This is a genomic window from Streptomyces sp. NPDC048370 (assembly GCF_043200825.1).
Taxonomy (GTDB): Bacteria; Actinomycetota; Actinomycetes; order Streptomycetales; family Streptomycetaceae; genus Streptomyces.
Map to the genome: position 1 here is coordinate 367,066 of NZ_JBICYI010000002.1, position 23,989 is coordinate 391,054.

The 23,989-nt window shown below is 73.4% G+C and carries 17 protein-coding genes; 10 read left to right on the forward strand and 7 right to left on the reverse strand.

What is annotated here, in order from left to right:
- Position 1: 1 nt before the first annotated feature.
- Positions 2-754, forward strand: a complete 753-nt coding sequence (locus tag ACGFYP_RS05475; protein WP_393486655.1) for a GntR family transcriptional regulator — start codon at positions 2-4, stop codon at positions 752-754.
- 123 nt (positions 755-877) lie between these two features.
- Here ACGFYP_RS05475 and ACGFYP_RS05480 read toward each other — a convergent pair whose 3' ends face one another.
- Together ACGFYP_RS05480 and ACGFYP_RS05485 are read right to left on the reverse strand one after the other, a co-directional pair.
- Positions 878-2,410 carry an amino acid permease gene (locus ACGFYP_RS05480; protein ID WP_393486657.1) on the reverse strand — a complete coding sequence of 511 codons (1,533 nt, stop codon included), beginning with the start codon at positions 2,408-2,410 and terminating at the stop codon, positions 878-880.
- A gap of 43 nt (positions 2,411-2,453) precedes the next feature.
- The gene (locus ACGFYP_RS05485; protein WP_393486659.1) at positions 2,454-3,428 is read right to left on the reverse strand and encodes a hypothetical protein; all 975 of its coding nucleotides are present in this window, start codon (positions 3,426-3,428) and stop codon (positions 2,454-2,456) included.
- Between the two features lie 310 nt (positions 3,429-3,738).
- Between ACGFYP_RS05485 and ACGFYP_RS05490 the strand changes: the two genes are divergently transcribed.
- From ACGFYP_RS05490 to ACGFYP_RS05515, 6 genes are all read left to right on the forward strand, one after another.
- Positions 3,739-5,193: an FGGY family carbohydrate kinase gene (locus tag ACGFYP_RS05490; protein WP_393486662.1), complete on the forward strand. Its 1,455-nt coding sequence runs from the start codon at positions 3,739-3,741 to the stop codon at positions 5,191-5,193.
- The gene (locus ACGFYP_RS05495) at positions 5,190-6,662 is read left to right on the forward strand and encodes an FAD-dependent oxidoreductase (protein ID WP_393486664.1); all 1,473 of its coding nucleotides are present in this window, start codon (positions 5,190-5,192) and stop codon (positions 6,660-6,662) included. Before ACGFYP_RS05490 ends, ACGFYP_RS05495 begins: the two co-directional genes overlap by 4 nt.
- A 152-nt stretch (positions 6,663-6,814) precedes the next feature.
- Positions 6,815-8,083, forward strand: a complete 1,269-nt coding sequence (locus ACGFYP_RS05500) for an FAD-dependent oxidoreductase (RefSeq protein ID WP_393487478.1) — start codon at positions 6,815-6,817, stop codon at positions 8,081-8,083.
- 173 nt (positions 8,084-8,256) lie between these two features.
- On the forward strand, positions 8,257-8,991 hold the full coding sequence (locus tag ACGFYP_RS05505; RefSeq protein WP_361963250.1) for a D-Ala-D-Ala carboxypeptidase family metallohydrolase: 735 nt from the start codon (positions 8,257-8,259) through the stop codon (positions 8,989-8,991).
- A gap of 23 nt (positions 8,992-9,014) precedes the next feature.
- Positions 9,015-9,497 (forward strand): NUDIX domain-containing protein, encoded by a 483-nt coding sequence (locus ACGFYP_RS05510; RefSeq protein WP_393486666.1) that lies wholly within the window; start codon positions 9,015-9,017, stop codon positions 9,495-9,497.
- 56 nt (positions 9,498-9,553) lie between these two features.
- Entirely contained in the window at positions 9,554-9,799 is a 246-nt protein-coding gene (locus ACGFYP_RS05515; RefSeq protein ID WP_393486668.1) for a hypothetical protein, read from the forward strand.
- 28 nt (positions 9,800-9,827) lie between these two features.
- Here the strand turns inward: ACGFYP_RS05515 and ACGFYP_RS05520 are convergent, their stop codons facing one another.
- Positions 9,828-11,726, reverse strand: a complete 1,899-nt coding sequence (locus ACGFYP_RS05520) for an NAD-binding protein (protein WP_393487484.1) — start codon at positions 11,724-11,726, stop codon at positions 9,828-9,830.
- A 465-nt stretch (positions 11,727-12,191) separates the two neighbouring features.
- On the opposite strand from ACGFYP_RS05520, the gene ACGFYP_RS05525 reads away from it, so the two are divergent.
- Positions 12,192-13,607, forward strand: coding sequence for a serine hydrolase (locus ACGFYP_RS05525; protein WP_393486670.1), 1,416 nt, complete (start codon positions 12,192-12,194; stop codon positions 13,605-13,607).
- An 87-nt stretch (positions 13,608-13,694) separates the two neighbouring features.
- Here ACGFYP_RS05525 and ligA read toward each other — a convergent pair whose 3' ends face one another.
- Both ligA and ACGFYP_RS05535 read right to left on the reverse strand, forming a co-directional pair.
- A complete protein-coding gene (gene ligA, locus ACGFYP_RS05530; protein ID WP_393486672.1) occupies positions 13,695-15,914 on the reverse strand; it encodes an NAD-dependent DNA ligase LigA in 2,220 nt (739 codons plus the stop codon).
- A gap of 92 nt (positions 15,915-16,006) precedes the next feature.
- Positions 16,007-16,345, reverse strand: coding sequence for a DUF3040 domain-containing protein (locus ACGFYP_RS05535; protein ID WP_393486674.1), 339 nt, complete (start codon positions 16,343-16,345; stop codon positions 16,007-16,009).
- A 167-nt stretch (positions 16,346-16,512) separates the two neighbouring features.
- Here ACGFYP_RS05535 and ACGFYP_RS05540 point away from each other — a divergent pair, with 167 nt between their 5' ends.
- Positions 16,513-18,897 (forward strand): SpoIIE family protein phosphatase, encoded by a 2,385-nt coding sequence (locus tag ACGFYP_RS05540; RefSeq protein ID WP_393486676.1) that lies wholly within the window; start codon positions 16,513-16,515, stop codon positions 18,895-18,897.
- 124 nt (positions 18,898-19,021) lie between these two features.
- On the opposite strand, the gene ACGFYP_RS05545 is transcribed toward ACGFYP_RS05540, so the two are convergent.
- Entirely contained in the window at positions 19,022-22,135 is a 3,114-nt protein-coding gene (locus ACGFYP_RS05545) for a HAMP domain-containing protein (RefSeq protein WP_393486678.1), read from the reverse strand.
- A gap of 385 nt (positions 22,136-22,520) precedes the next feature.
- Positions 22,521-22,970 carry an ATP-binding protein gene (locus tag ACGFYP_RS05550; RefSeq protein WP_393486680.1) on the reverse strand — a complete coding sequence of 150 codons (450 nt, stop codon included), beginning with the start codon at positions 22,968-22,970 and terminating at the stop codon, positions 22,521-22,523.
- 131 nt (positions 22,971-23,101) lie between these two features.
- Between ACGFYP_RS05550 and ACGFYP_RS05555 the strand changes: the two genes are divergently transcribed.
- A complete protein-coding gene (locus ACGFYP_RS05555) occupies positions 23,102-23,989 on the forward strand; it encodes a SigB/SigF/SigG family RNA polymerase sigma factor (protein ID WP_393486682.1) in 888 nt (295 codons plus the stop codon).

Below are 23,989 nucleotides of genomic sequence, written 5' to 3' on the forward strand. Positions count from 1 at the left end.
CATGACTGAACCCGATACCGAGCAGCCTGCGGCGGTCCCGCTGTATCTGCGGGTCGCCGCGGCCCTGCGGGGCGACCTCGCCGAGCGGCACATCGCTCCCGGAAGCCGGCTCCCGTCCGAGCGCTCCCTCGCGCACCGCTACCACGTCAACCGGCAGACCGTCCGGAGCGCGCTCCAACTGCTGCGCGACGAACGGCTCGTCGTCACCGACCGACGGGGCACCTTCGCGGCGGGCACCGAACAGGAGCCGCGCGAACCCGCCCTGACGGTGCGCCGGCAGCTGTTTCCCGGTGGTACGGAGGCCGCCGACGCCCTCGTACGCGCCTCGCTCACCTGGGAGCCGCCGCCCGCCGGGCTTGTGGCGCGGCTCGGGCTCGTGCCCGGCGAACCGACCCTCGTCCACCGGCATGTCGTCCTCTCCCCCGGAGGGACACCGATGCAGCGGTCGGTGTCCTGGTTCTCGCGGGCGGCGCTCACCGAGATCCCGCAACTCGCCAAGTACCGCCGGACCAGAGGCTCCACCTTCCGCCCGGACCTGCGACTGCTCTACCACTGGATGCACCAGGCCGGTCTCCGGCTCACCCGTCGCGAGTCGATCGGGGTACCGCCGGGCGCCACGACCGGCGTCGGGGGCGGGGCGCCCCGGCTGGTCGTCCACCGGGTGGTGTGCGACCAGCACGGGCACGCCCTGGAGATCACGGACATCGACTGCGCGGCGCAGGGGGTCTCCTGGACCTACGAGTTCAGCGGCTGAGGAAGGGGGCTTGGATCCAACATCACGGATCACGGATCCAATATCCAATGTCCAATGCTTTGGATCATGGATCATGGATCCAATATTTTGGATCCGGTCCGGCGGATCCGGCCGCCGGATCCGTCAGACGATCCCCTCCTCTATCTCCGCCTCCTCACGGGCCGTTCCGTACGCCGACGGTGTGCCGTACGAGCGTCGCGCCACGTACCACCAGACGCTGGCGAGGACGAGGACGACGGCCAGCGCGATGACCGCGTAGTTCATCGAGTCGATCGTCACCGGAGACTTCTGCGGCAGACAGAAGAGCACGGTGACGAGCGCGACCCAGCCCACGGCCGTCCAGCCGATCGGGCGGCTCCAGCGGCCCAGGTGCCACGGCCCCGGCGTGAACCGCTTCCCCGCGCGCAGGCGCAGGTAGATGGGGATCGCGTAGGCGGGCGTGATGCCGATGACGTTGATCGCGGTGACGGCGCCGTAGGCGGTGGCGGAGTAGAGCGAGGGGACGGCGAGGAGCGCGGCGACGCCGACGGCGAGCCAGACGGCGGGCACCGGCGTCTGCGTCCGGCTGCTGACCTTCCGCCAGAGCGCGGAGCCTGGCAGGGCGTTGTCGCGGCTGAAGGCGAAGACCATACGGCTGGCGGCGGCGACTTCGGCGTTGCCGCAGAAGAGCTGGGCCATGATCACCACGAGCAGCAGCGCGGTGGCGCCGCCGGTGCCGAGCGCGTCGAGGAGGATCTGAGCAGGCGGGACGCCCGTGGGGCTGTTCTGCGTACCCGCGTAGTCCTGGATCGCGAAGGTCAGCCCGGCGAGCAGGGCGAAACCGGCGATCCACGAGACCCAGATGGCCCGGACGATGCCCTTGGCGGCGCTGACCGAGGCGTTGGACGTCTCTTCGGAGAGATGCGCCGAGGCGTCGTAGCCGGAGAAGGTGTACTGGGCGAGGAGCAGTCCGATGGCGGCGACGTAGAACGGGTTGGCCCAGCCGGTGTCGTTGACGAACTCGGTGAAGACGAACTCGGCGGACTGGTGGCGGTCGGGGACGAGCGCCAGGGCGCCGACGATCGCGGCCACGCCGGCGAGGTGCCACCAGACACTGATGGAGTTCAGCACGCTGACCAGGCGGACACCGAAGAGGTTGAGCACGGCGTGCAGCAGCAGGATGGCGAGGAAGATCAGGAAGGTCGATCCCGCGGTGGGCACGATGCCCCACTGGAGGTTGAGGAAGGCTCCCGTGAACAGGGCGGCGCCGTAGTCGATGCCTGCGATCGCGCCGAGCAGGCCGAGCAGGTTGAGCCAGCCGGTGTACCAGCCCCATCGGCGGCCGCCCAGCCGGTCGGCCATGTAGTAGAGCGCGCCGGAGGTCGGATAGGCGCTGGTGACCTCGGCGAGCGCGAGTCCGACGCAGAGCACGAACAGCCCGACGCCCGCCCAGCCCCACAGCATGACGGCGGGACCTCCGGTGCCCAGGCCGAAGCCGTAGAGCGTCATGCATCCGGAGAGGACGGAGATGACGGAGAAGCTGATGGCGAAGTTGCCGAAGCCGCCCATGCGACGGGCGAGGACGGGCTGGTAGCCGAGCTCTCTCAGCCGGGCCTCGTCGTCCTGGCCGCCCGCATGGGGCCTGCGTATCTCGTCGACGGGGGCGGTGCGGGACATGCCGGTACCTCCAGGGTGGGGGGAAGAGGGAAGAGGTGGGGGGTCAGGGGTCGATGCAGCGGGCGCGGGCGCGCAGGAAGAACTCGGTGGCGAGGGCCCGGTCGTCGGGGCGTTCGGTGCGGTAGGCCCAGGGCAGCACCGTGTGGTACGGCCCGAGGGCCTCGAAGACACGGGCGGCGTCGGCGAAGCGCTGGGCGCCGAAGAGGGCGTGGGCGAGGTGGTTGAGGTCGAGGAGCGAGGCCTCGTCGATGGCGCAGAACAGGAACCAGGAGTGCAGGGCCTGCTGCGCGTCGCGGATGGCGTCCTCGGCGACCCAATGCAGGTCCAGAGCGTGCGTGTGGCCGTGTTCGCGCCGGTAGCGCTCCACCCGTACGTACAGCGGCAGGGCGTGCAGGGCCGAGCCGGTCGGAGCCGAACCGGACGCCCACTGCGCGTAGTTGACGGCCTCGGAGAACGAGCCCGCACGGCGGACGTAGAGGAACTGGAGCATCCGGTGGTGCGCCTCGCGGTTCTGCGGGTCGCGCCGCTCGGCCTCGGCGAGGAGGCCCCAGGGTCCGGGCGGGAGGAGGGGTGCGGGCGGGGCGAGCCGGTGCTCCGCCATGCGCTGCCGGTCGTCGAGGGCGGCGAGGGCGAGCAGGCAGATCCAGGGGACGGGGTCGGCGGGCGCACGTTCGGTGGAGTCGCGGCAGGCCGTCCATGCCTCCTGCCACAGTTCGCGGGTGCGGGGGTGGCCGCCCCGGCGGGCGCGTACGGCCCGTTCGACGGCGACGCGTGCGTGCATGACGCTCGCGGGGGCGCTGTCCGGCTGCTCGGTCCGCCAGGTCTGGACGACGTCCCCGCCGGCGGCGACGGTGGCGAGCACCTGGGTGCGTCGCGTCCAGTCGGCCCAGCCGGGCGTCTCGTCGAGTAATCGGGCCATGGACACCCAGCGGCCGGTCCGCAGGTCCTGGACGGCGTGGCGCAGGGCGTGGTCGTGGCCCGCCGGGTGGTAGACGGGCCGGAAGCCGTGTCCTGCCATCACGGAGCGGGACGTGCGGTGGGTGACATGGCTCCTCGGTGGGGTGTCCCGTGAGTGTCTCCGGGTGGGTGTCCCGCGGGCTGGTCGGGCGATGATCGGCGATCACTATAGGCTCCGGCGAATGATCCGGATCCACTTTCGGATCTGACCGTAACTATCCGGCCACGGACCGAACATGACCATGCGTCACCGTTTGCGAGGGAGCCGACGGAGGGGCTCCGAACCGCTTGACGGGAGGCGGCACGTGCACCAGTCTTGCCGGTTCCGCGAACAAGGACCGCTGCCCCTTCGAGGACTGGAGTGACGAGTGATGACGGGTCCGGTGCTCGCCGTCGACCAGGGAACGTCGGGGACCAAGGCGCTCGTCGTCTGCCCCGAGCGGGGCGTCATCGGGACCGGCTCCGCACCCGTACGGCCCCGCTACCTGCCCGGTGGCCTGGTCGAGGTCGATCCGGCGCAGCTGTACGACTCCGTCGTCGCCGCCGGCCGCGCCGCGCTCGCCGAGGCCGACACCCCGGTCGCGGCCGTGGGCCTAGCCAACCAGGGCGAGACCGTCCTCGCCTGGGATCCGGCGACGGGCGAACCGCTCACCGACGCCCTCGTCTGGCAGGACCGCAGGGCCGAGGAGCTCTGCGCCGAACTCGCGAACCACGCCGACGAGTTGAAACGGTGGACGGGACTTCCGCTCGATCCCTATTTCGCCGCCCCCAAGATGGCCTGGATCCGTCGGCATCTCACGGGCGCGGGCGTCGTCACCACCAGCGACGCCTGGCTGGTGCGCCGTCTGACGGGTGCGTTCGTCACCGATGCCGCGACGGCGGGCCGCACCGGGCTCCTTGACCTGGACTCGGCCTCCTGGTCCGCGCCCGCCCTCGACGTCTTCGGCCTGGGCGCCGAACGGCTACCCCGGGTGGTCGACGCGGACACGCACGTCGGTACGACGACGGCGTTCGGCCCGCCGATCCCACTGACCGGGCTCCTCGTGGACCAGCAGGCGGCCCTGCTCGCGCAGAGCGTCACCGCCCCCGGCACGGCCAAGTGCACCTACGGGACAGGGGCGTTCCTGCTCGCCCAGACGGGATCGACGCCTCGGCGGGGCGACTCGGGACTGGTGAGCTGTGTGGCGTGGCGGTTGCGGGGCCGTACGAGCTACTGCCTGGACGGGCAGGTGTACACGGCCGCGTCCGCCGTGCGCTGGCTGACCGACCTCGGCGTCCTGTCGGGCGCGGGGGAGCTCGACGCCGTGGGCGGGGCGGTGCCGGACAGCGGCGGGGTCACCTTCGTCCCGGCCCTGGCCGGCCTCGCCGCACCCTGGTGGCGCGGCGACGTACGCGGATCGGTGCACGGTCTGGGCCTGGACACGACCGCGGGTCACCTGGTCCGGGCGCTCTGCGAGGGGATCGCCGCACAGGTCGTGGAGCTGGCCGGCGCGGCAGCGTCCGACCTCGGCAGGCCGCTGACCTCGTTGCGCGTGGACGGCGGACTGACCCGGTCGGCGCTGCTGATGCAGACCCAGGCGGATCTGCTCCAACTCCCGGTCGAGGTCTCGGCGTTGCCCGACGCCACGGCGCTCGGGGTCGGCGCGGTGGCACGGCTCGGACTCGAACCCGGTCTCTCCGTCCCGGAGGCGGTGCCGGAGTGGAAGCCGTCGGCCGTCTACGAACCCGCCGTGACGGCTGCGGAGGCCGCCGAGCGCCTGGGCCGGTTCCGTACCGCCGTCGACGCACTGCTCGGCGGCGGCGCCGAGGGGGCGTCGCTGCCATGACGTCGGAACGGTCGGGGCAGCGGCCGGGGCAGCGGCCGGGGTCTGTGACCCGCGCGGGCACGCTCCCGGACACCTCGGGCCCCGGCGCGGAGTACGACGTCGTGGTGGTCGGCGCCGGAGTGGTGGGGTGCGCGGTCGCGCGCGAGCTGGCGCGCCGGCCGCTGCGGGTCGCGCTGGTCGAGGCGTCCGGCGATGTCGGCGAGGGCACGTCCAAGGCCAACACCGCGATTCTGCACACGGGTTTCGACGCCGTGCCCGGCTCGCTGGAGGCGCGACTGGTACGGGACGGGCAGCGCCTGCTCCTCGACCACGCGCGGGAGACGGGGATTCCCGTCGAACCACTCGGAGCGCTCCTCGTCGCGTGGAACGAGGAGCAGCTGGCCGCCCTCCCCCGCCTCGCCGACAAGGCCGTACGCAACGGCCATCGCACCACCCGCGTCATGGGCGCGAACGAACTGCGGGCGCGGGAGCCGCACTTGGGTGCTGGGGCGCTCGGTGCCCTGGAGGTGCCGGGCGAGTCGATCATCTGCCCGTGGACGACGAACCTCGCGTACGCCACCCAGGCCGTGCGCTCGGGGGTCGACCTGCACCTGAACTGCCGCGTGGAGAAGGCGGATCCGGGGACGCCACACCGGCTGATCACGCCCCGTGGAGTGCTGCGGGCCCGCTACGTCGTCAACGCCTGTGGGCTCTACGCGGACCGGTTCGACGCCCTGTTCGGGCGGCGGGACTTCACGGTGACGCCGAGGCGCGGCCAGTTGATCGTCTTCGACTCCTTCGCCCGCGCGCTCGTCCGCCACATCCTCCTGCCCGTCCCGGGCGCGCTCGGCAAGGGCGTCCTGGTCGCGCCGACGGTGTACGGGAAGGTACTGCTCGGCCCCACGGCGGAGAACCTCGACGACCGCACGGCCACCGGAACGACGGCCGAGGGCCTGGCGTCCCTGCGCGCCCAGGGCCGCCGCGTGCTGCCCGCGCTCCTCGACGAGGAGGTGACCGCGGTCTACGCGGGGCTCCGCGCCGCCACCGAGGACGACGACTACCGGTGCGCCGCCCACCCCGGGCTGCGGTACGTCACGGCGGGCGGCATCCGGTCGACCGGCCTGACGGCCTCCCTGGCGATCGCCGCGCACGTGGTGGAGCTGCTCGCGGAGTGCGGCCTCGCGCTCGGGGCGGAGCGCCCGCTCGCCCCGGTCCGGATGCCGAACCTCGGCGAGGCCTTCCCTCGCCCGTACCGGGATGCCGAACTCATCGCCCGTGACCCGGAGTTCGGGTCGGTCGTGTGTCACTGCGAGCGGGTGACCCGGGGCGAGATCCGGGCCGCGCTCGCCTCGACCATCCCGCCGGCCTCATTGGACGGGCTGCGGCGCCGGACGCGGGCGCGGGGCGGCCGGTGCCAGGGCTTCTCCTGCGGGGCGGCGGTCCGGTCGATGTTCGAGGAGGGGGCGGGGCGGCCATGGAGGGAGCGGTGAGCGGGGCCGAGGACGGGAGTGGGGCCAAGGACGGGTCCGTCGACGGGTTCCTGGACGGGTCCGTCGACGGGCGCCTGGGCGGGTCCGTCGACGGATCCGGGAACGGACACGCGGGCGGACGTGCCGACCGAGCGGCGAGCCGCGACCGAGCCGTGAGCCGGTTCGTCGACGTCCTCGTCGTAGGTGCGGGGCCCGCCGGGCTCGCCTCGGCGGCGCGGCTCGCCGCCGCCGGCGCGGGCCGGTACCGGATCGAGGTCCTGGAGCGCGAGCAGGAGGCCGGCGGGGTGCCGCGCCACTGCGCGCACGGCGGCTTCGGACTGGCCGACTTCGGGCGCCCGCTCGACGGGCCGGGTTACGCCCGCCGACTGGCGCGCGCGGCGGCCGGGGCGGCCGGGTCCGGAGCCACGGTCCGTACGGGTGTGTCGGTGACCGGCTGGGCCGGGCCGCTCACGCTGGAGGTGACGGCCCCGACCGGCCTGGAACGGATCACGGCGCGGGCGGTGGTCCTGGCGACCGGCGCGCGCGAACGGACGCGCAGCGCACGGCTGGTGCCCGGGACGCGACCGGCCGGGGTGCTGACGACCGGCGAGCTGCAGCAGTCCGTGCACCTGTACGGGGTGCGGCGCGAGCGGCTCGGGCGGCGCGCCGTCGTGATCGGCGCCGAACCGGTGGCCCACCACGCGGTGCGTGCGCTCCGCCGGGCCCAGGTGGACGTGGTGGCGATGATCACGGAACAGCCCGGCGTCCCCCGGCGGTTCGGAGCGCTGCCGCCTCCGCCGCTGCTGACCGCCACGACGGTGGCCGAGCTGCTGGGCCGGGGCCGGCTCGCGGGTGTCCGGGTGCGCCACATCGACGGCCGGGAGGGCGTGATCGGTTGTGACACGGCCGTGTTCACCGGGGACTGGATGCCGGAGCACGAACTGGCCCGCTCCGGCGGGGTGCCGCTGGACGGGGGTACGCGCGGCCCCTCGGTCGACGGCGCCCACCGCACCGCCACGGCGGGCGTCTTCGCGGCGGGGAACGTCCTGCGCGGGGTCGAGGCTGCGGGGGCCGCGGCGGCCGAGGGGCGGGCGGCCGCGGATGCCGTCCTGCGGTATCTGGCGGGTGAGCCCTGGCCGGTCGCCGCGGTGCCGGTGCGAGCGGAGGGGCCGGTGCGGTGGGTGGCGCCGAACCGGATCACGTACGGGACGGGCGTCCGCCCCGTCCTGCTGCCGGAGGGGGCCGGAGTCCGCCCGTTCCTGCTGCGGGTGCGCGAGCCGTTGGCGCGTCCCGTCGTGGAGGTCCGTCAGGGCGCCCGGATCCTCCATCGCGGCCGGCTCCTGGGTACGGCGTGGCCGCACCGCTCGGTGCGTGTGCCCGACGGTTGGTCGCGCGAGGTCGATCCGGCGGGCGGCCCCGTGACGGTGCGGGTCGGCGTGTGAGGGTGCGGGTCGGCGTGTGACGGTGCGGGTCGGCGTGTGACCTGCCATTGGCCTGGGCCACTGGCAGGTGCTCGCAACCGTTGACCCCCGCGTCACCTCCCCCCATCCTCGTGGTCATGTTCATGACCGAGCATGCGGACGGAGAACCCGTCCAGTTCCGACACGGAGGTGTCATGGTCCGGCGCATGGTCAGATCCCTGCTCGCCACACTCCTGGTGGTGGCCGCCGCCCTCACGGGAACGGTCGCCACATCCGGCACCGCACATGCGGACGAGTGCTACACCTGGGGCCGTACGCTCTCCTCGGGCATGTCCGGGGCGGACGTGACACAGCTGCAGATCCGGGTGGCCGGATACCCCGGCTACGGCGCCGTGCTCGGGGTCGACGGCGACTACGGCCCCGCAACCAAGGCCGCCGTGACCCGCTTCCAGCAGGCGTACGGTCTCGCCGCCGACGGCGTCGCGGGCCCCGCCACCTTCTCGAAGCTCTATGCCCTCCAGGACGCGGACTGCACCCCGATCCACTTCACCTACGCCGAGCTCAACAAGTGCAACGGCGACTTCTCCGGCGGCGCCGTCAGCGCGGCCACCGCCAGGTCCAACGCCCTGCGGGCGATGTGGAAGCTGGAGGCGCTCCGTCACGCGCTGGGCGACGTGCCGATCTCCGTGAGCAGTGGCTTCCGCTCGCACGCCTGCAACGCGGCGGTCGGCGGAGCCTCGGACAGCCGCCATCTCTACGGCGACGGCATCGACCTGACGGGGTCGCCTTCGCTGTGCACGCTGGCCAAGCAGGCGCGCAACCACGGCTTCAACGGGATCCTCGGCCCCGGCTACCCGGGCCACGGCGACCACGCGCACGTGGACACCCGCGCCTCGCGCTTCTGGTCGGCGAGTAGCTGCGGGATCTGACCCGCTCGGCGACACTGGGCGGTATGCCGGACAAGCGCAGCGCTGGGCTCCTTCTCTTCCGCGGAACGACGGACGGCGGTTTCGAGGTGCTCATCGGCCATATGGGCGGGCCCTTCTGGGCGTCGAAGGACGTCTCCGCCTGGTCGATCCCGAAGGGCGAGTACGGCCCCGAGGAGACACCGGAGGCCGCCGCCCGCCGCGAGTTCGAGGAGGAGCTCGGCCTGCCGGCTCCGGACGGCGAGCGGATCGCGCTCGGCGAGGCCCGGCAGGCTGGCGGAAAGACCGTCACGATCTGGGCGGTCGAGGCGGATCTCGACCCGACCCGGGTCGTGCCGGGCACGTTCACGATGGAATGGCCGCGTGGCTCGGGGGTTCTGCGGGAGTTCCCGGAGATCGACCGCGTCGGCTGGTTCGCCCCTGAAGCGGCCGCACCGCTGCTCGTCTCGGGGCAGCGGATCTTCCTCGCACGGCTCTCGGAGTGGCTGGACGGGCGGGGCGGAGCCTGATTGTCAGACCCGTACGAGAGGGTGGAGGTCGCCAACCTGTCGAGAGGGAGCCCGACATGACCACGATCACCGCCCGTGAGCGCGCCGCTGCCCAGGCGTACCTCCGTCTGCTGGAGTCCACGCAGGCCGTGCTGACCGATCCGCACCTCGTGCCCTATGCGGCGGCGATGCTCACCCACCCCATGGCCGAGGCCGACGAGGCGCTCCGCGCGGCGGGCCTCTCCGGGAACGAGGCACGCCTGATGCACCTGGTCTCGGCCCTGCGCGCCTGCCCCGCGGGCGACCTCGGCCGGACGGGGTGAGGATCCTTGCAGGCAGACGGTCCTACGGTCAACTCGCCCTGTGTCGGGAGGGGTCGGGGCGGTCCTGGCGTGGTGGGCGGGGGTGGCGGCCGAGGAGTTCGGCCAGGCCTCGGCGGGTGGTGGCGACGAGGACCCGGTCGCCCGCGCCGAGGACCCGGTCGGGCTCCAGCTGCCAGACGAGCCCGGCCGAGTGACGGACGAGGGGCGCCGAACCGGTGGCGCGGGCGATGATCCGCCAGGCCCCGGGGCGGAACGCCTCGGCCACCGTACGGCCTTCCAGGAACGGGTTGCCCCCCGCTTCCACGGCCGCGAAGAGCAGCACCCGGCGCTCCACAGGGATGGCGCCCAGGATCTGGCGGCCCATCATGGCGCCCGCGAAGGCGGGGGCCGCCAGGTGCGAGACGCTACGGCTGCGGGTCAGGGCCTCGGGGTGGGCGGCGCGCAGGGTCCGGTAGACAGCGGTGGCGAAGTCGTCGTCGTAGAGCCGTAGCGCCACCCGGAGGTCGGGTTTGAGGGAGCGGGCGGAGAGCGCGGCCTCCAGGTTGGTGATGTCGATGCTCGTCAGCGCGAGCAGGGCGTGGGCACGGTGGATCCGGGCGGCCTCCAGGACGCCCTCCTCGGTCACATCGCCGATGACGGTGGGCACACGCAGGCGGCGGGCGAGCGCGATGCCGCGCGCCTCGGGGTCGGACTCGACGCAGACCACGGGGATGTCGAGGCGGCGCAGCCGGGCGAGGACGCGGGTGCCGACCTTGCCGAGGCCGAGGAGCACCACGTGCCCGGAGAGCCCTCGGGGCGGGCGGCGCAGCGAGGTCGCGGTGCGGAAGGTGCCGAGGGCCTCCAGGATGCCCGCGATGAGAACGGGCATCAGGAGGAGTCCGACGAAGCCGGCGAGGATCTGCAGCACCTGCCGGCCGGTCGTCTCGTCGACGGCCGGGTCCCCGATCGCGAAGATGTCGAGGAGGGTGAGGTAGGCGGCGTGCAGGGGATGGTCGCCGGTGGTGCGCCAGGTGGCGAGGGCGATCGCCGCGACGGCGGCGGTGACGCCCGCGAGCGACCAGCGCAGCCGCCGGGAGAACAGCGAGCCGACGGGCAGGGCGGAGGTGCCGAACCGCTTGGCGGACAGGGTGGGGCCCGCGTAGGTGATCGCTTCGAGGGCGACCGTGCCCCGGCCGGGGGCGGCGGCGACGGCCTCGTCGCCGGGCAGCAGCAGCGGGCCCTGGGCGCCGCTGTGTTCCGAGCCCTCGACGCCGGCCGGGTCGTTGGTGGTCGCCGACAGGAGTGCGAGCGTGCAGAGCCCCGGGTCGGCGACCTCGCCACGCGCGCGTGGGGTCCGGTCGACGGCGTGCAGCAGCAGTCCGCCTGCCTGCACGACCTTGCTCGTCCCCGCGACGGCGGTGGCCGCGAGGGAGGGGGCGGCCGTGTCCGCGTCGGAGAGCACGGTCGTCGAGGCGTCGAGCTCCTTGGGGTCGAGGCCGGGCTCGGCGACGGCGGCGGCCTGGTCCAGGAGCGTCTCCAGGTGCTGGCCGAGCCTGCGGTTGTAGAGCCGGATGACCAGACGCAGTCTCGGGTTGAGTCGGCGTGCGGCGAGGGCGGCCCGGATGTTGGTCTCGTCGTCGTCGTGGACGAGGGCGAGCGCGGAGGCCCGCTCCACGCCCGCGTCGATCAGCACGGTCTCGTCGACCTCGGCCGTCTCGACCATCCGGATCGACCGGCCCTCAGGCTCACCGCGCTGGTCCCCGGCGGGTGTACGCGTCATGGCGGCCGTCACGCGGCCGAAGAGCGAGGCGGCGCGGCCCGGGCGGACGGAGGGCGGCTGCGGTTCGTCGCTCCGCGCGGGGACGAGGAGGGTGATCCGCTCCCCGTACACGTCGTGGAGCTCGTGGGCGAGCCGGTGGGCGAGGACGTCGTCACCGCAGACGATCATGTGGCCGGCGGGGGCGGGTGGTGGGAGCCGGTCGGGCCGGGTCGCGGGCGCGCCGAAGGGCGTGCCCTGCGGGTCGGCGGTGGGCGGCCGCTGCGCGGGTTCCGGGGGAACGGGCGTGCTCTGGTGCGGAAGTGAGGACACGTCACCAGCATGCCGTGCCCCACCGACAGCCCGGCCACCGCCCAAGGACCCGGGTTCCGGAGCCCGGCCGTCCGCAGCGGTGGGACCGTCCCCGGCCCCCGTCTCAGGATGGTGGTGCCGCGCTGAACGGGCACAGGCAGGCCGCACTGAACCGGCACGGCATGCCGCTCCGGCCCGCCGCACCGCGCGGTCCTCGCTCGTCCCGACCCCGCCGGAGTCAGGGAAACGCCCCGAAACCGCCCGTACGCCACTCGTCGTACGCCGGTCGGCGCACTTCGATCTGCGGGGGTCCGTCCGGCTTCCTACGGTGGCTGAATGATCGTCATGTCAGCTGTCCGACACGCTGCCGCCGGTGCCACGGCGCTGCTGCTCGTGCTGCCCGTGCCGGCGGCCACGGCGTCCTCCGTCACCGAACCCACGCCTCCTGCCGAACGCTTCATCGATCCCGCCCGGCTGTACCGCTCCGGCACCCAGATCCAGCCGCTGCGGGGTGCCCCGGAGTCGCCGTCGTCCGTCTCCGCGCTGTCCTGGCTGGTGGCGGACGCCTCCACGGGCGAGGTCCTGGCGGCGCGCAACGCGCATCGGCGACTGCCGCCCGCCAGCACGCTGAAGACCCTGTTCGCCGTGACCGCGCTCCCCCGCGTCGATCAGGAGGAGCGGCACACGGTCGCCGAGTCGGAGCTGACGGGGATCGGCAGCGGCAGCAGCATGGTCGGGGTCCAGGCAGGACTCACGTACAAGGTCTCCGACCTGTGGAACGGGGTCTTCCTCAATTCGGGGAACGACGCCGTGCGGGTGCTCGCGGCGATGAACGGCGGCTGGGAATCCATGACCCGTCAGATGCAGGACAAGGCCGACGCGCTGGGGGCGCGCGACACCCGTGTGGTGTCCCCGGACGGGTACGACGCGCCTGGTCAGGTGTCCTCGGCGTACGACCTGGCGATCTTCGGACGGGCCGGGCTGCAGGATCCGGCCTTCGTCCGGTACTGCTCCACTCCGTACGCGGACTTTCCCGCGGGGGGCTGGTCGTACAGCATCCGCAACACCAACCGACTGCTGACCGGCGCCGACGGCGTGAGCCGCTATCCCGGGCTCATCGGCGTGAAGAACGGCTACACCAGCAACGCGGGGAACACCCTGATCGCGGCCGCGCGGCGCGGTGCGCGCACCCTGGTCGTGTCGGTGATGAACCCGCAGTCGGGCGGCGGGCTCGCGGTGTACGAGGAGGCCCGGACGCTGTTGGACTGGGGCTTCGACGCGGCGGGACGGGTCCAGCCGGTGGGTTCCCTGGCCCCCGCGGCGGCGCGGGACCGGTCGAAGGAGCGGCAGGTGAAGAAGGCCACGGAGAAGGGGACGGAGGCGGGAGCGGGGAGGTCCGGGGGAAGCGCGGCGAAGGACTCCGCTCCGGAGGCCGGCAAGAAGTCCGCTCCGGAGGCGGGCAAGGACTCCACCCCGGAGGCGGGCAAGAAGGCCGTTCCGGAGGTGGGCACGAAGTCCGACGCGCAGGCGGGTCCCGCGGCCGGTCCTGAGGCGCGTACCGAGCGACGGACGGGCGTGGCGACGGTCTCCGACGACGTGGCCGCGCTCGCCGGGCCTCCGAAGGCGGTACGCCCTGAGGACGTGCCCTCGGGTCCCTGGGCGGGCCTTCCGCTGGCCCTGGTGGGGGCGTCCCTCGGCGCCGCGCTGTCGCTCTGGGTCTGGCGCCGCCGGTCGGCCGGGCGGGGTGACCGGGGCGTGTGACGGCCGGTCGCGTGGCGCGTCACGCGAGACCGGGGCCCCACGCCACAGCCCCGGTGAACGCCGCGCGACCGGCTCCCCGCCTTCCCGTCAGGCGGGCAGGAAGTCCCCGAGCAGCTCGGCGAACTCCTCCGGGGCGACCAGGCGGACGCCCAGCTCCTCGGCCTTGGCCCGCTTCGAGCCGGCCTTCTCGCCCGCGACGACGAGCCCTGTGCGCTTGGACACGCTGGAGGAGGATCTGCCCCCGGCCCGCTCGATGAGTTCGTTCATCTGATTGCGGCTCAGGGCCTCCAGCGGCCCGGTCATGGCGCCGGTGACGACCACCGCGAGACCCGCGAGCGGGCCGGCCGAAACGCCGGAGACGGCGGCGGACTCGACGGGCGAGCTCGCGTCCGCGTTCGTACCGGCATCGGGGGTGTCGGTCCCGGACGCCGTCCCCGGCGGGGGCGGCGGAGTGGCGCCGGGCTCGGTCATGTTCACCCCGGCGGCGACGAGCTTGTCGACGACCGGGCCCAGCTCGGCCAGCTCGGCGACGATGACCGGCGCCTTCTCCGTCCCGATGCCCTCGACGCTCCGCATCGCCTCGACGTCGGCGGTGCGGACGGCGTCCATGGTCGCGAAGTGGCGGGCTATCCGACGGGACATGGAGCGGCCCGTGCCCCGGATGCCGAGGGCGCACAGGACGCGGGAGAGCGGTCGGGTGCGGGCGGTGGCGAGCGCCGCGACGAGGTTGTCCGCGCTGGTCTCCCCCATCCGCTCCAGGCCGAGGAGCTGCTCGCGGGTGACGGTGAAGAGGTCGGCCACGTCGGCGACGAGTTCGGCGTCGACGAGCTGGACGATCCGGCTCGCGCCGAGCCCCTCGATGTCGAGCTGATCGCGGCCGACGGCGTACGAGAGGGAGGCCATGAGGTGGCAGTTCCTGCCCCGTGCGCACCGCCAGCGCTGCTCGCTGCGGTCGATCTCCGAACCGCACTGCGGGCAGGCCTCCGGGAACTCGATCGCCAGCTCGTCGCCGGTCCGCAGGTGGGCGACCGGCGCCTCGACCCGGGGGATGATGTCGCCGGCCTTGTGGACCATCACCCGGTCGCCGAGGCGGAGACCGCGGCGGGTGATGTCCGAGGGGTTGTGCAGCGTGGCGTACGTGACGGTACTGCCGTCGATGTCCACCGGCTCCAGAACCGCGCGGGGCGCGATGACGCCCGTGCGGCCGACGTTCCACTCGACGGCGAGGAGCCGGGTGACCTTCTCCACGGCCGGGAGCTTGTACGCGATCGCCCAGCGCGGCGCCCGCGAGCCCTCGCCCGCCTCGCGGCGGTCGGCGGCGAGGTCGGCCTTGACGACGATGCCGTCGATCCCGAAGGGCAGTTCCGCCCGGAGGGCCGCTATCTCCTCGACCCTCGTCAGGACCTCGGCCACGCCGGTCACCATCCGGCCGGGCACGGCGGTGGCGCCCGAGGTGTGCAGCCCGAGGGCGACGGCGCGGGCGAGCAGCTCGCTGTGGGCCGCCTCGCGCAGCCCGTCCGCGTCCACGCCGGCAGCCACGCCCGCACCAGCACCCGTACCCGTACCCGCCTCGCCGGCGCCGGCGCCGCCCGCGGCGTCGGCGCCGCCCGGGACGTCCAGCGGCAGCATGTCGTACGCGAAGAAGGTCATCTCGACCCTGTACGGCCGGTCCTTGGCGCGCAGGGTGCCCGCCGCCGCGTTGCGCGGGTTGGCGAAGGGCTCGCCGCCGTGGGCCACCCTGACCGGGTTGGCCGCCTCGAACTGCTCGGTGGTCATGAGCACTTCGCCACGGACCTCGACCGTGACGGGCTCGGTGAGCCGCTCCGGAAGGCCGACGATCGTCCCGATGGCGTGCGACACGTCCTCCCCTGCCGTGCCGTCACCTCGGGTGACGAGGCGGGCGAGCCGCCCCCGTTCGTAGCGCGCGGCGATCGCGAGCCCGTCGAGCTTGGGTTCGACGCTCCAGCGCTCCACGGGCCGGCCGATCCGGCGCTCCAGCGAGGCGGCCCACGTCGTGAACTGCTCGGCGGAGAAGACGTTGTCGAGCGAGAGCATCGGCCGCGTGTGCGGTACGTCCCCGGTCGCCGCGCCCCCGGCGACCTTGCCGGTCGGGGAGTCGGTGCGCACGTCCTCGGGGTGGTCGGCCTCCCAGGCCGCTATCGCCCGGGCGAGGTGGTCGTAGGCGTCGTCGTCCAGCGGGGACGTACCGCCCTCGTAGTAGGCGGCGGCAGCGTGCTTGGCATCCTCGACCGCCCGCGCGTACGCGGCGGCATCGGCGAGAACCGGGGTCGTCGTCATGGTCACCATCGTGCCGGGCACCACTGACAACGGGCCTCGACGAGGCCTTGGGGCGCCCCCCCGATTGTTCGTACTGGCGTTCACACCTGGGGCTCGGCAGGTCAGGTGGGCCAGGACCTCGCCCTCAGGTTTCGGGACCAGCGGATGACCAGGCGCATCAGGCAGGCCAGGGTCACCACCCACGCGGCCGCGAAGGCCCAGATCAGGACGGGTTCGCCGGTCGCGACGGCCAGGACGAGCAGCCCGAGGGTCAGGACCCCGAGGAGGGCGACGGCCAGGACCGGCCCGCGTCGGCGGCCCGGACGGTCGGGCGTACGGGCTTCCCTTCCCCTCCGGCGCATCGTGCGCATGCCGCGCTCCAGTGACACGTCCTCGCTGAGATCCTGCTCGATCTCGGCTAGGATGCGCCGCTCACGCTCCGAGAGACGGGCTTCGTCCATCGCCGGACACCTCCCACCCGAACGCCGTCCCCCTACGCCCGGGCAGGTACCCGCGCAGGGCCCGGGAACACCCCCTGGACGCACCCGGGCTCCGGGCCGGAACGGTAGAATCCTGAGCGAATACGATCATTCCGGACAGCCATCTGGTGGAGGGACGGCAGGGAGTCGTGACGACGTCCGCGGCGGGTCCCGAGGGGCCCGGTATCAGCGGCCTCTCGGCCGAGAACAGGCGACTGCGCGCCGAACTCACCCGCCGGCATCTGATCGATCTGGCCACGGGCGTCCTCGCGGCCCAGCTCGGCGCCTCCCCCACCGATGCCGCCGAGCACCTGGCGGCCCTCTCCCATGCGACGGGCCTCGGCGTCGAGGACCTCTCCGCCGACATCGTCAACGGCGTCGCCGGCCTGTCCGGGTCGGAACCGGCAGCCGCCGTGCGGACGGAGCCCGCCCCGGCCGCGCCCGTCGTCTTCAGCACCACCGACGAGCGGCGCGCGCGGCGGGCGGCCGCCGCGGCCGAGACGACGGACACGGTCGGCGAGGCGGCCCACGCCCTGCTGGAGGGCGGACTCGTCCCGCTCGGGGTGGAGTGCCTGTGGCTCTGGCGGCGCGACGCGTGGGGCTGCCTGCGGCTTGCCGGGCACGCCGGTGTCGGCGCGGCGGAGGCGGCGGCCTGGCAGTGGATCCCCCCGGCCGCGCCGCCCGCGTTCCGCGCGGTGCTCGCCGACGGCGCCCCCGTCTGGCTGGACGACGGCCCGGAGGCCGGGGAGGTACTGCCGGGCCCCGCGCGCCGTTCGGCGCGGGCGGTCCTCGCCCTGCGGTCGCGCGGGACGACCGTGGGCCTGGCCCTGGTCGCCTGGCCGGGTCCCGTCGTCCTCGACGCGGCCCTGAGAAGGGCGCTGGTGGGTCTGATGGACGTGGCCGGCACCGTCCTCGACGCCGCCGACGCACTCTCCTCGGACGTTCCGGGTCTGGTCGACGTCCTGGACGCCCTGGCCCACCCGGCGATGCTGCTGCGCCTCGCCCCGCCGACGTCGCCACCGACGCCCCCGACCACCGCACCGTCCACCGCACCACAGACGTCCTCACCCACCTCCACCGCACCACAGACGTCCTCACCCACCTCGCCACCGACGGTCGAGCACCTCAACGAGTACGCCGTCGCGGCCCTCGGCGGCGCGCCGCCGGCCGAGGACCGGTCCCTGGCGCTCGCCCTCCCCCGGGTCCACGCCGACCTCGCCCATCTGGCCCGGCGCGCCCACCGGACGGCCCGTACCCAGCGCGTGACCCGGCTCCCGGCTTCGGCGTCGATGGGCCCCGAGGAGCAGGTCGACGACGAAGGCCCCGCCGCGCTGCTCGACGTACGGGTGCTGCCGGCCGGGGACGGGCGGGCGGTCGTGCTGTGGCATGCCGCCACCGATCCGGGGCTCGCGTCGGAGCGTGCGGTGTCGCGGCTGCAGAGCGTGGCCCTGTTCCAGGACAGCCTGACCGACGGCGGCACGGTGTGGTCGGAGCAGGCGTACGCCCTCTTCGGCCGGACCCGTGACGAGCCTCCCGTACCCCTGCTCGGGCTGCGCGGACTGGTGCACCCGGAGGACGGGGAGGCGCTGACCGACCTGCTCAAGGCGCTGACCGAGCGGCGCACCGGGGCGCAGACGGTGCTGCGGATCATCCTCGGTGACGGAACGGTTCGCCACGTACGGGTGGCGGCCGAGCCGCTCCTCGACGCGGGAACGGTCACGGGTTTCGCCGGTGTGTACCAGGACGTGTCCGCGAGCCGCCGCGTCGAGGCGGCGCTGAACGCGACGTTCGACCAGTTGACGGCCGTACGGACGCGGGCCGAACTGCGGCACCAGATCGCGCTCCAGCTCCAGCAGGCGATCGTGCCCGAGGTACCGGACCTCCAGGAATTCCCGGGCCTGGTGGTGGCGGCCCGTTACCGGCCGGCGGCCGAGGAGTACCGGGTGGGCGGCGACTGGTACGACGTCCAGCCGCTGCCCTCCGGGAAGATCCTCGTCGCGGTCGGTGATGTGGCCGGGCACGGCATCGAGTCGGTGACCGGCATGGTGGCCCTGCACAACGCCCAGCGAGGGCTCGCCTGTACGGGAGAGTCGCCACGGCGGCTGATGGAGTGGCTCAACGAGGTGACGCTGCGCACCAGCGGATACCCGACGGCGACGGCGGTGTGCGCGCTGTACGACCCGGCGGACCGGGGGCTCGTCTGGTCGAGCGCCGGGCACCTTCCGCTGCTGCTGGTACGGGACGGCGAGGCGCGGCTGCTCGACCCGCCGCAGGACATCCTTCTGGGCGCCGTGCCCTCGTACGTGTACCAGGAGCGCCGCACCTCGTTGCGGCCCGGCGACACGCTGCTGCTGTACACGGACGGGCTGATCGAGCGCCGCCACGACGGCCTGGACGACGGGCTCGCCCGGCTCGCCGCGCAGGCCGCACTCCTCAGCGGCTACCCGCCGAACGAGCAGGTGACGCGGCTGCTCGACACCGCCGGCGGCGACACGGACGACGACACGAGCGTCGTGGCCGTACTCGTACGGTGACGGCGGCGCGGGCCGCCCCGGTGCGCGGCGCGGCCACAGAGCTCCGGTTCGCGGCGCTCGCAGAGCTCCTGTTCGCGGCGGTCACGGGGTCGGTGGCCAGGGTTCAGGGGGTCGGACGGCGCGGTCACGAGGTCGGGCCGGACAGCCATTGGCGGACCTTGGCCATGAGTTCGTCGGCGTCGACGGGCTTCGCGACGTAGTCGCTGGCGCCGGCCGCGAGGGCGCGGGCGCGGTCGCCCGGCATCGCCTTGGCGGTGACGGCGATGACGGGCAGGTGCTTGCGGCCGGGCAGGTCGCGGATCGCCTCGGTGGTGGCGTAGCCGTCGAGGCCCGCCATCATCACGTCCATCAGGATGAGTTCGACCTCGTCGTGCGTCTCCAGGAGGGCGAGTCCCGCCCGGCCGCTGTCGGCCTGGAGGACGTGGACTCCGTGGCGTTCCAGGACCTCGGTGAGCGCGTAGACGTTGCGCACGTCGTCGTCGACGACGAGGACGGTGCGCCCGGACGTCGCGGGGTCCTGGTGGTGGGCGGCGTGGCCGGTCCCGGGCGCTCCGGCGGCGCGGTCGGGGCCGGAGGGCGGCAGCACTTCGCCCGGCTCGGCGGCGCCCGCCCACGCCGGGACGGCGGGCGCGGGGTCCGCCAGGTAGAAGGTGAAGCGGCTGCCCTGTCCGGGGGTGGAGCTGACGTCGATGGCACCGCCGAGGAGCCCGGCCACCTCGCGGCTGATGGAGAGTCCGAGTCCGGTGCCGCCGTACCGGCGGGCCGTGGTCCCGTCGCCCTGCTGGAACGCGCCGAAGATCTCTTCGACCCGCTCGGCGGGGATGCCGACCCCGGTGTCGCTGACGCGGAAGGCGAGAACGGGTCCGTTCCCGCGCAGCGCGAGGGGCGGTTCGTCGTCGTCGGCGTACTCGATGATGAACTCCACCGCGCCCTCGTCGGTGAACTTCAGGGCGTTGGAGAGCAGGTTGCGCAGGATCTGGCGCAACCTGCTCTCGTCGGTGGTCAGTTCCTCGGGCACGTCCGAGGAGACGGTGATGGAGAAGGCAAGGCCGCGTTCGTCGGCCACCGGTCCGAAGGTCGCCTCCAGATACTCCAGGAGCTGGTGGAGGGCGAAGCGCTCGGGCCTGATGTCCATCTTGCCCGCCTCGACCTTGGACAGGTCGAGGATGTCGTTGATCAGCTGGAGCAGGTCGGAGCCGGCGGAGTGGATGACCTCGGCGTAGTCGACCTGCTTCTCCGTCAGGTTCCCTTCCGGGTTCTGGGCGAGCAACCGGGCCAGGATCAGCAGGCTGTTGAGCGGGGTGCGCAGCTCGTGGCTCATGTTGGCGAGGAACTCGGACTTGTACATGGAGGTCCGGGAGAGCTGATGGGCGCGCGCCTCCAGTTCCTGGCGGGCCTGCTCGATGACGAGGTTCTTGGACTCGATGTCCTTGTTGCGCTCGGCGAGGAGGGCCGCCTTCTCCTTCAGTTCGGCGTTGGACCGCTGCAGTTCCTTCTGCCCGTCCTGCAACTCCTGGGAACGGGACCGGAGTTCGTCGGTGAGCCGTTGGGACTGGCCGAGGAGTTCGTCCGTACGGAGGTTGGCGACGAGGGAGCTGACGACGGCGCCGGCGGTCTCCACGAACCGTTCGAGGAAGTCGCGGTGGAGGTCGGTGAAGGGCCGGAGCGAGGCGAGTTCGACGGCGCCGAGGACCTGGTCCTCCACGACGATCGGCAGGATGACCAGCATGGCCGGTTCGCCGGAGCCGGTCGCGGAGGCGACGGTGGCGTATCCGGCCGGTACGCCCTCCACGACCAGGGTGCGGCGGTCGCGGGCGGCCTGGCCGACGAGCGACTGGCCGAGGCGGAAGCGGCGGGGCGGGGCGTGCGGGTCCTCGGGGCCTCCGTAGGAGGCGGTCACGACGAGTTCGGTGCCGCGCTGGTCGTGGCGGGCGAGGAAGAAGGCGCCGTACTGCGCGGAGACCAGGGGTGGCACCTCGGTCATGATGAGCGCGGCGAGGTCCGGCAGGGTGCGCGTGCCCTGCATGAGGCCGGCGACCCGGGCGATGTTGGTCTTGAGCCAGTCCTGCTCCTCGTTGGCGCGGGTGGTGACGCGCAGGGACTCGACCATCGCGTTGATGTTGTCCCGCAGTTCGCCGACCTCGCCGGGGGCCTCGACGGTGATGGAGCGGGTGAGGTCGCCCTCGGCGACGGCGCTGGTGACCTCGGCGATGGCGCGGACCTGGCGGGTCAGGTTGCCGGCGAGTTCGTTGACGTTCTCGGTGAGCCGTTTCCAGGTGCCGGAGACGCCCTCCACCTCGGCCTGGCCGCCGAGTTTGCCTTCCGTACCGACCTCGCGGGCGACCCGGGTCACCTCGGCGGCGAAGGAGGAGAGCTGGTCGACCATGGTGTTGATGGTGGTCTTGAGCTCCAGGATCTCGCCGCGCGCCGCGACGTCGATACGGCTGGTGAGGTCGCCCTGGGCGACGGACGTGGTCACCTGGGCGATGTTGCGGACCTGGTTGGTCAGGTTGTCGGCCATGGAGTTGACGTTGTCCGTCAGGTCCTTCCAGGTGCCGGAGACGCCCAGGACGGTGGCCTGGCCGCCGAGTTTGCCCTCCGTACCGACCTCGCGGGCGACCCGGGTGACCTCCTCCGCGAAGGAGGAGAGCCGGTCCACCATGGTGTTGATGGTCTCCTTCAGCTCCAGGATCTCGCCACGGGCGTCGACCCGGATCTTCCGGGTGAGGTCGCCCCTGGCGACGGCGCCGGCGACCTGGGCGATGGAGCGGACCTGGGACGTCAGGTTGTCGGCCATGGTGTTGACGCCGGAGGTCAGCTCGCGCCACACGCCGCTGACGCGCGGCTCCCGGGCCCGGCCGCCGAGCAGGCCCTGCCCGCCGACCTCGCCTGCGACACGGGTGATCTCGGAGGTGACCAGGGAGAGCCGGTCGACCATGTCGTTGTAGACGGCCGCGATCTCGCCGAGGATGCCGTCGGCGGACTCCGGCAGCCGGACGGACAGGTCGCCGTCACGGACGGCGGTGAGCCCGGCCAGAAGCCTGGCCAGCCCGTCGTCACCGAGCCGGTCGTCGCCGGGCCGGTCGTCGCCGAGTCGCTCGTCGCCGGGCCGGTCGGGTGGGACACGACCGTCGGACGGCGCACCTCGGTCGGCCGGCGCACGTCCGTCAGGTGGCACGCGTCCGTCGGGTGGCACGCGCGGCTCGTCGGACGCGGCCGGCCGGTGGGAACTCTCCATCGCGGCCTCCCGCTGCACGGAGGGACACGGGTCCGGTACGCGGCCGGATCCGGCAGGCGGCGCCTTCGGCACGCGGCCGGGTTCGGTATGCGGCGGATCTCGTACGCGGCCGGGGCAGCCGTGTCGGGCCCGCTTCTCCACGCGGCCCCGCTCCTCCACTCTAGGGTCTTTCGTTTGGATCGGGCCGGATCAGGGAGCGGGGTCTGGTGCGTGCGATCGCAAGGCGGAGGAGGGAGTCGACGCGGTGGGGGTACCTCCCGTGCCCGAAGGGCTACGGGGGACGTTGGCGACCGACGACAACGCGGCTGGGGGTGCCCCCTGCTCGAAGAGCTTGGGGGAGGGCGTGCCAGGGCCCGCGAGCCCGGCATGATCCAAACGAAAGGCCCTAGGCACGGCCCGGCGGGGCGGCAGTGTCGGTGAACGCGATCTCGAACCAGACGGCCTTCCCCTCCCCGCGCGGCAGCCACCCCCAGGCGGTCGCGAGCCGTTCGAGCAGATAGAGCCCGTGCCCTGAGGAGCGGCTCGCCAGGTGCGGGCCGTGCGGGCGGGGACGTACGGGGCTGCTGTCGCTGACCTGGACCCACAGCCGCCCGCCGGAGCCGTCGAGGCGTAGCTCGTACGGCCTGCCACCGTGTGTGTACGCGTTGGTCACGACCTCCGAGACCAGCAGCAGGGCGTCCTCGACGATCACCTCCCGCGCGCCGCCGACCGGGCCGCCGAACCAGTCGCGCAGCGCCTGCCGGGCGAGGTCGCGACACTCCCCCACCACGCCCGGGCCGTCGCGCAACTCGTACCGGCGCGCGAGCCCTGCCTTCTCCCGTCCCGTCGTCGTCATAGGGTGCCGCTGCCCGGACGTACGGTGTCAAACCACCCATACGGGGAATGCTTCACCATGAACGCTCGAACGACGGACCGCGCCGCCACCGCTCGGCGGCGAAGGCTCGCCCAAGCCGTCGAGGGAGCAGTATGCCCACCCCCAGGAACCATCCCGCCACCACTCGCACAGGGGCCGACCGGGCAGCCGTGCGCCGGCGCGCACTGGACGGTCTGCCCGAGGTCGACAGGCCCACCGAGGTGAGCACCGGCGACGCCCAGGCCCTCTCGACCGCGCTCTTCGCCCGGCTGGAGACCCTGGAGGAGGGCACGCCGGAGCACGCGTACGTACGGAACACGCTGGTCGAGCTGAACGTCAGCCTGGTGAAGTTCGCGGCCCGCCGCTTCCGGAACCGCGTCGAGCCGACGGAGGACATCGTCCAGGTCGGCACGATCGGCCTGATCAAGGCGATCGACCGGTTCGAGACGGGGCGGGACGTGGAGTTCTCGGCCTTCGCGCTGCCCACGATCGTCGGCGAGATGAAACGTTTCTTCCGTGACACCAGCTGGGCGGTCCAGGTTCCGCGCCGCCTCCAGGAGCTGCGCATCGAGTTGGCGAAGGCCGTGGACACGCTGGAGCAGCGGCTGGGCAGGCGTCCGACCCGGGCCGAGCTCGCCGCCCATCTGCACCTCGACGAGGAGCGCGTGGCCGAGGGCGAGCAGGCCTCCAACGGCTATGTCGCCCGCTCGCTCGACACCCCCACCGGGGACGACGAGACGGCCGAGACGGCGGGGGCCCGGCGGCTCGGGGCGGAGGAGCGGGCCTTCGAGCTGATCGACGCGCTGGAGTCGCTCAAGCCGCTGATCGCCGGGCTCGACGCGCGGGACCGCCGAATACTGGAACTGCGCTTCGGCGAGGAGCTGACGCAGGCGCAGATCGGCGAGCGGCTCGGCCTCTCGCAGATGCACATCTCCCGGCTGCTCACCCGGGTCCTGGACGAACTCCGGACGGGGCTCCTGGAGGACGCATCGAACCGGTGA

Excerpts from the sequence above, each read along its gene's own strand:
- ACGFYP_RS05485 (WP_393486659.1), bottom strand. The coding sequence starts at position 3,428 with ATGGCAGGACACGGCTTCCGGCCCGTCTACCACCCGGCGGGCCACGAC.
- ACGFYP_RS05490 (WP_393486662.1), top strand. The coding sequence starts at position 3,739 with ATGACGGGTCCGGTGCTCGCCGTCGACCAGGGAACGTCGGGGACCAAG.
- ACGFYP_RS05545 (WP_393486678.1), bottom strand. The coding sequence starts at position 22,135 with ATGGAGAGTTCCCACCGGCCGGCCGCGTCCGACGAGCCGCGCGTGCCA.
- ACGFYP_RS05535 (WP_393486674.1), bottom strand. The coding sequence starts at position 16,345 with ATGGACGAAGCCCGTCTCTCGGAGCGTGAGCGGCGCATCCTAGCCGAG.
- ACGFYP_RS05505 (WP_361963250.1), top strand. The coding sequence starts at position 8,257 with ATGGTCCGGCGCATGGTCAGATCCCTGCTCGCCACACTCCTGGTGGTG.
- ACGFYP_RS05550 (WP_393486680.1), bottom strand. The coding sequence starts at position 22,970 with ATGACGACGACGGGACGGGAGAAGGCAGGGCTCGCGCGCCGGTACGAG.
- ACGFYP_RS05525 (WP_393486670.1), top strand. The coding sequence starts at position 12,192 with ATGTCAGCTGTCCGACACGCTGCCGCCGGTGCCACGGCGCTGCTGCTC.
- ACGFYP_RS05515 (WP_393486668.1), top strand. The coding sequence starts at position 9,554 with ATGACCACGATCACCGCCCGTGAGCGCGCCGCTGCCCAGGCGTACCTC.
- ACGFYP_RS05510 (WP_393486666.1), top strand. The coding sequence starts at position 9,015 with ATGCCGGACAAGCGCAGCGCTGGGCTCCTTCTCTTCCGCGGAACGACG.
- ACGFYP_RS05475 (WP_393486655.1), top strand. The coding sequence starts at position 2 with ATGACTGAACCCGATACCGAGCAGCCTGCGGCGGTCCCGCTGTATCTG.
- ACGFYP_RS05555 (WP_393486682.1), top strand. The coding sequence starts at position 23,102 with ATGCCCACCCCCAGGAACCATCCCGCCACCACTCGCACAGGGGCCGAC.
- ACGFYP_RS05495 (WP_393486664.1), top strand. The coding sequence starts at position 5,190 with ATGACGTCGGAACGGTCGGGGCAGCGGCCGGGGCAGCGGCCGGGGTCT.
- ACGFYP_RS05480 (WP_393486657.1), bottom strand. The coding sequence starts at position 2,410 with ATGTCCCGCACCGCCCCCGTCGACGAGATACGCAGGCCCCATGCGGGC.
- ACGFYP_RS05520 (WP_393487484.1), bottom strand. The coding sequence starts at position 11,726 with ATGATCGTCTGCGGTGACGACGTCCTCGCCCACCGGCTCGCCCACGAG.
- ligA (WP_393486672.1), bottom strand. The coding sequence starts at position 15,914 with ATGGTGACCATGACGACGACCCCGGTTCTCGCCGATGCCGCCGCGTAC.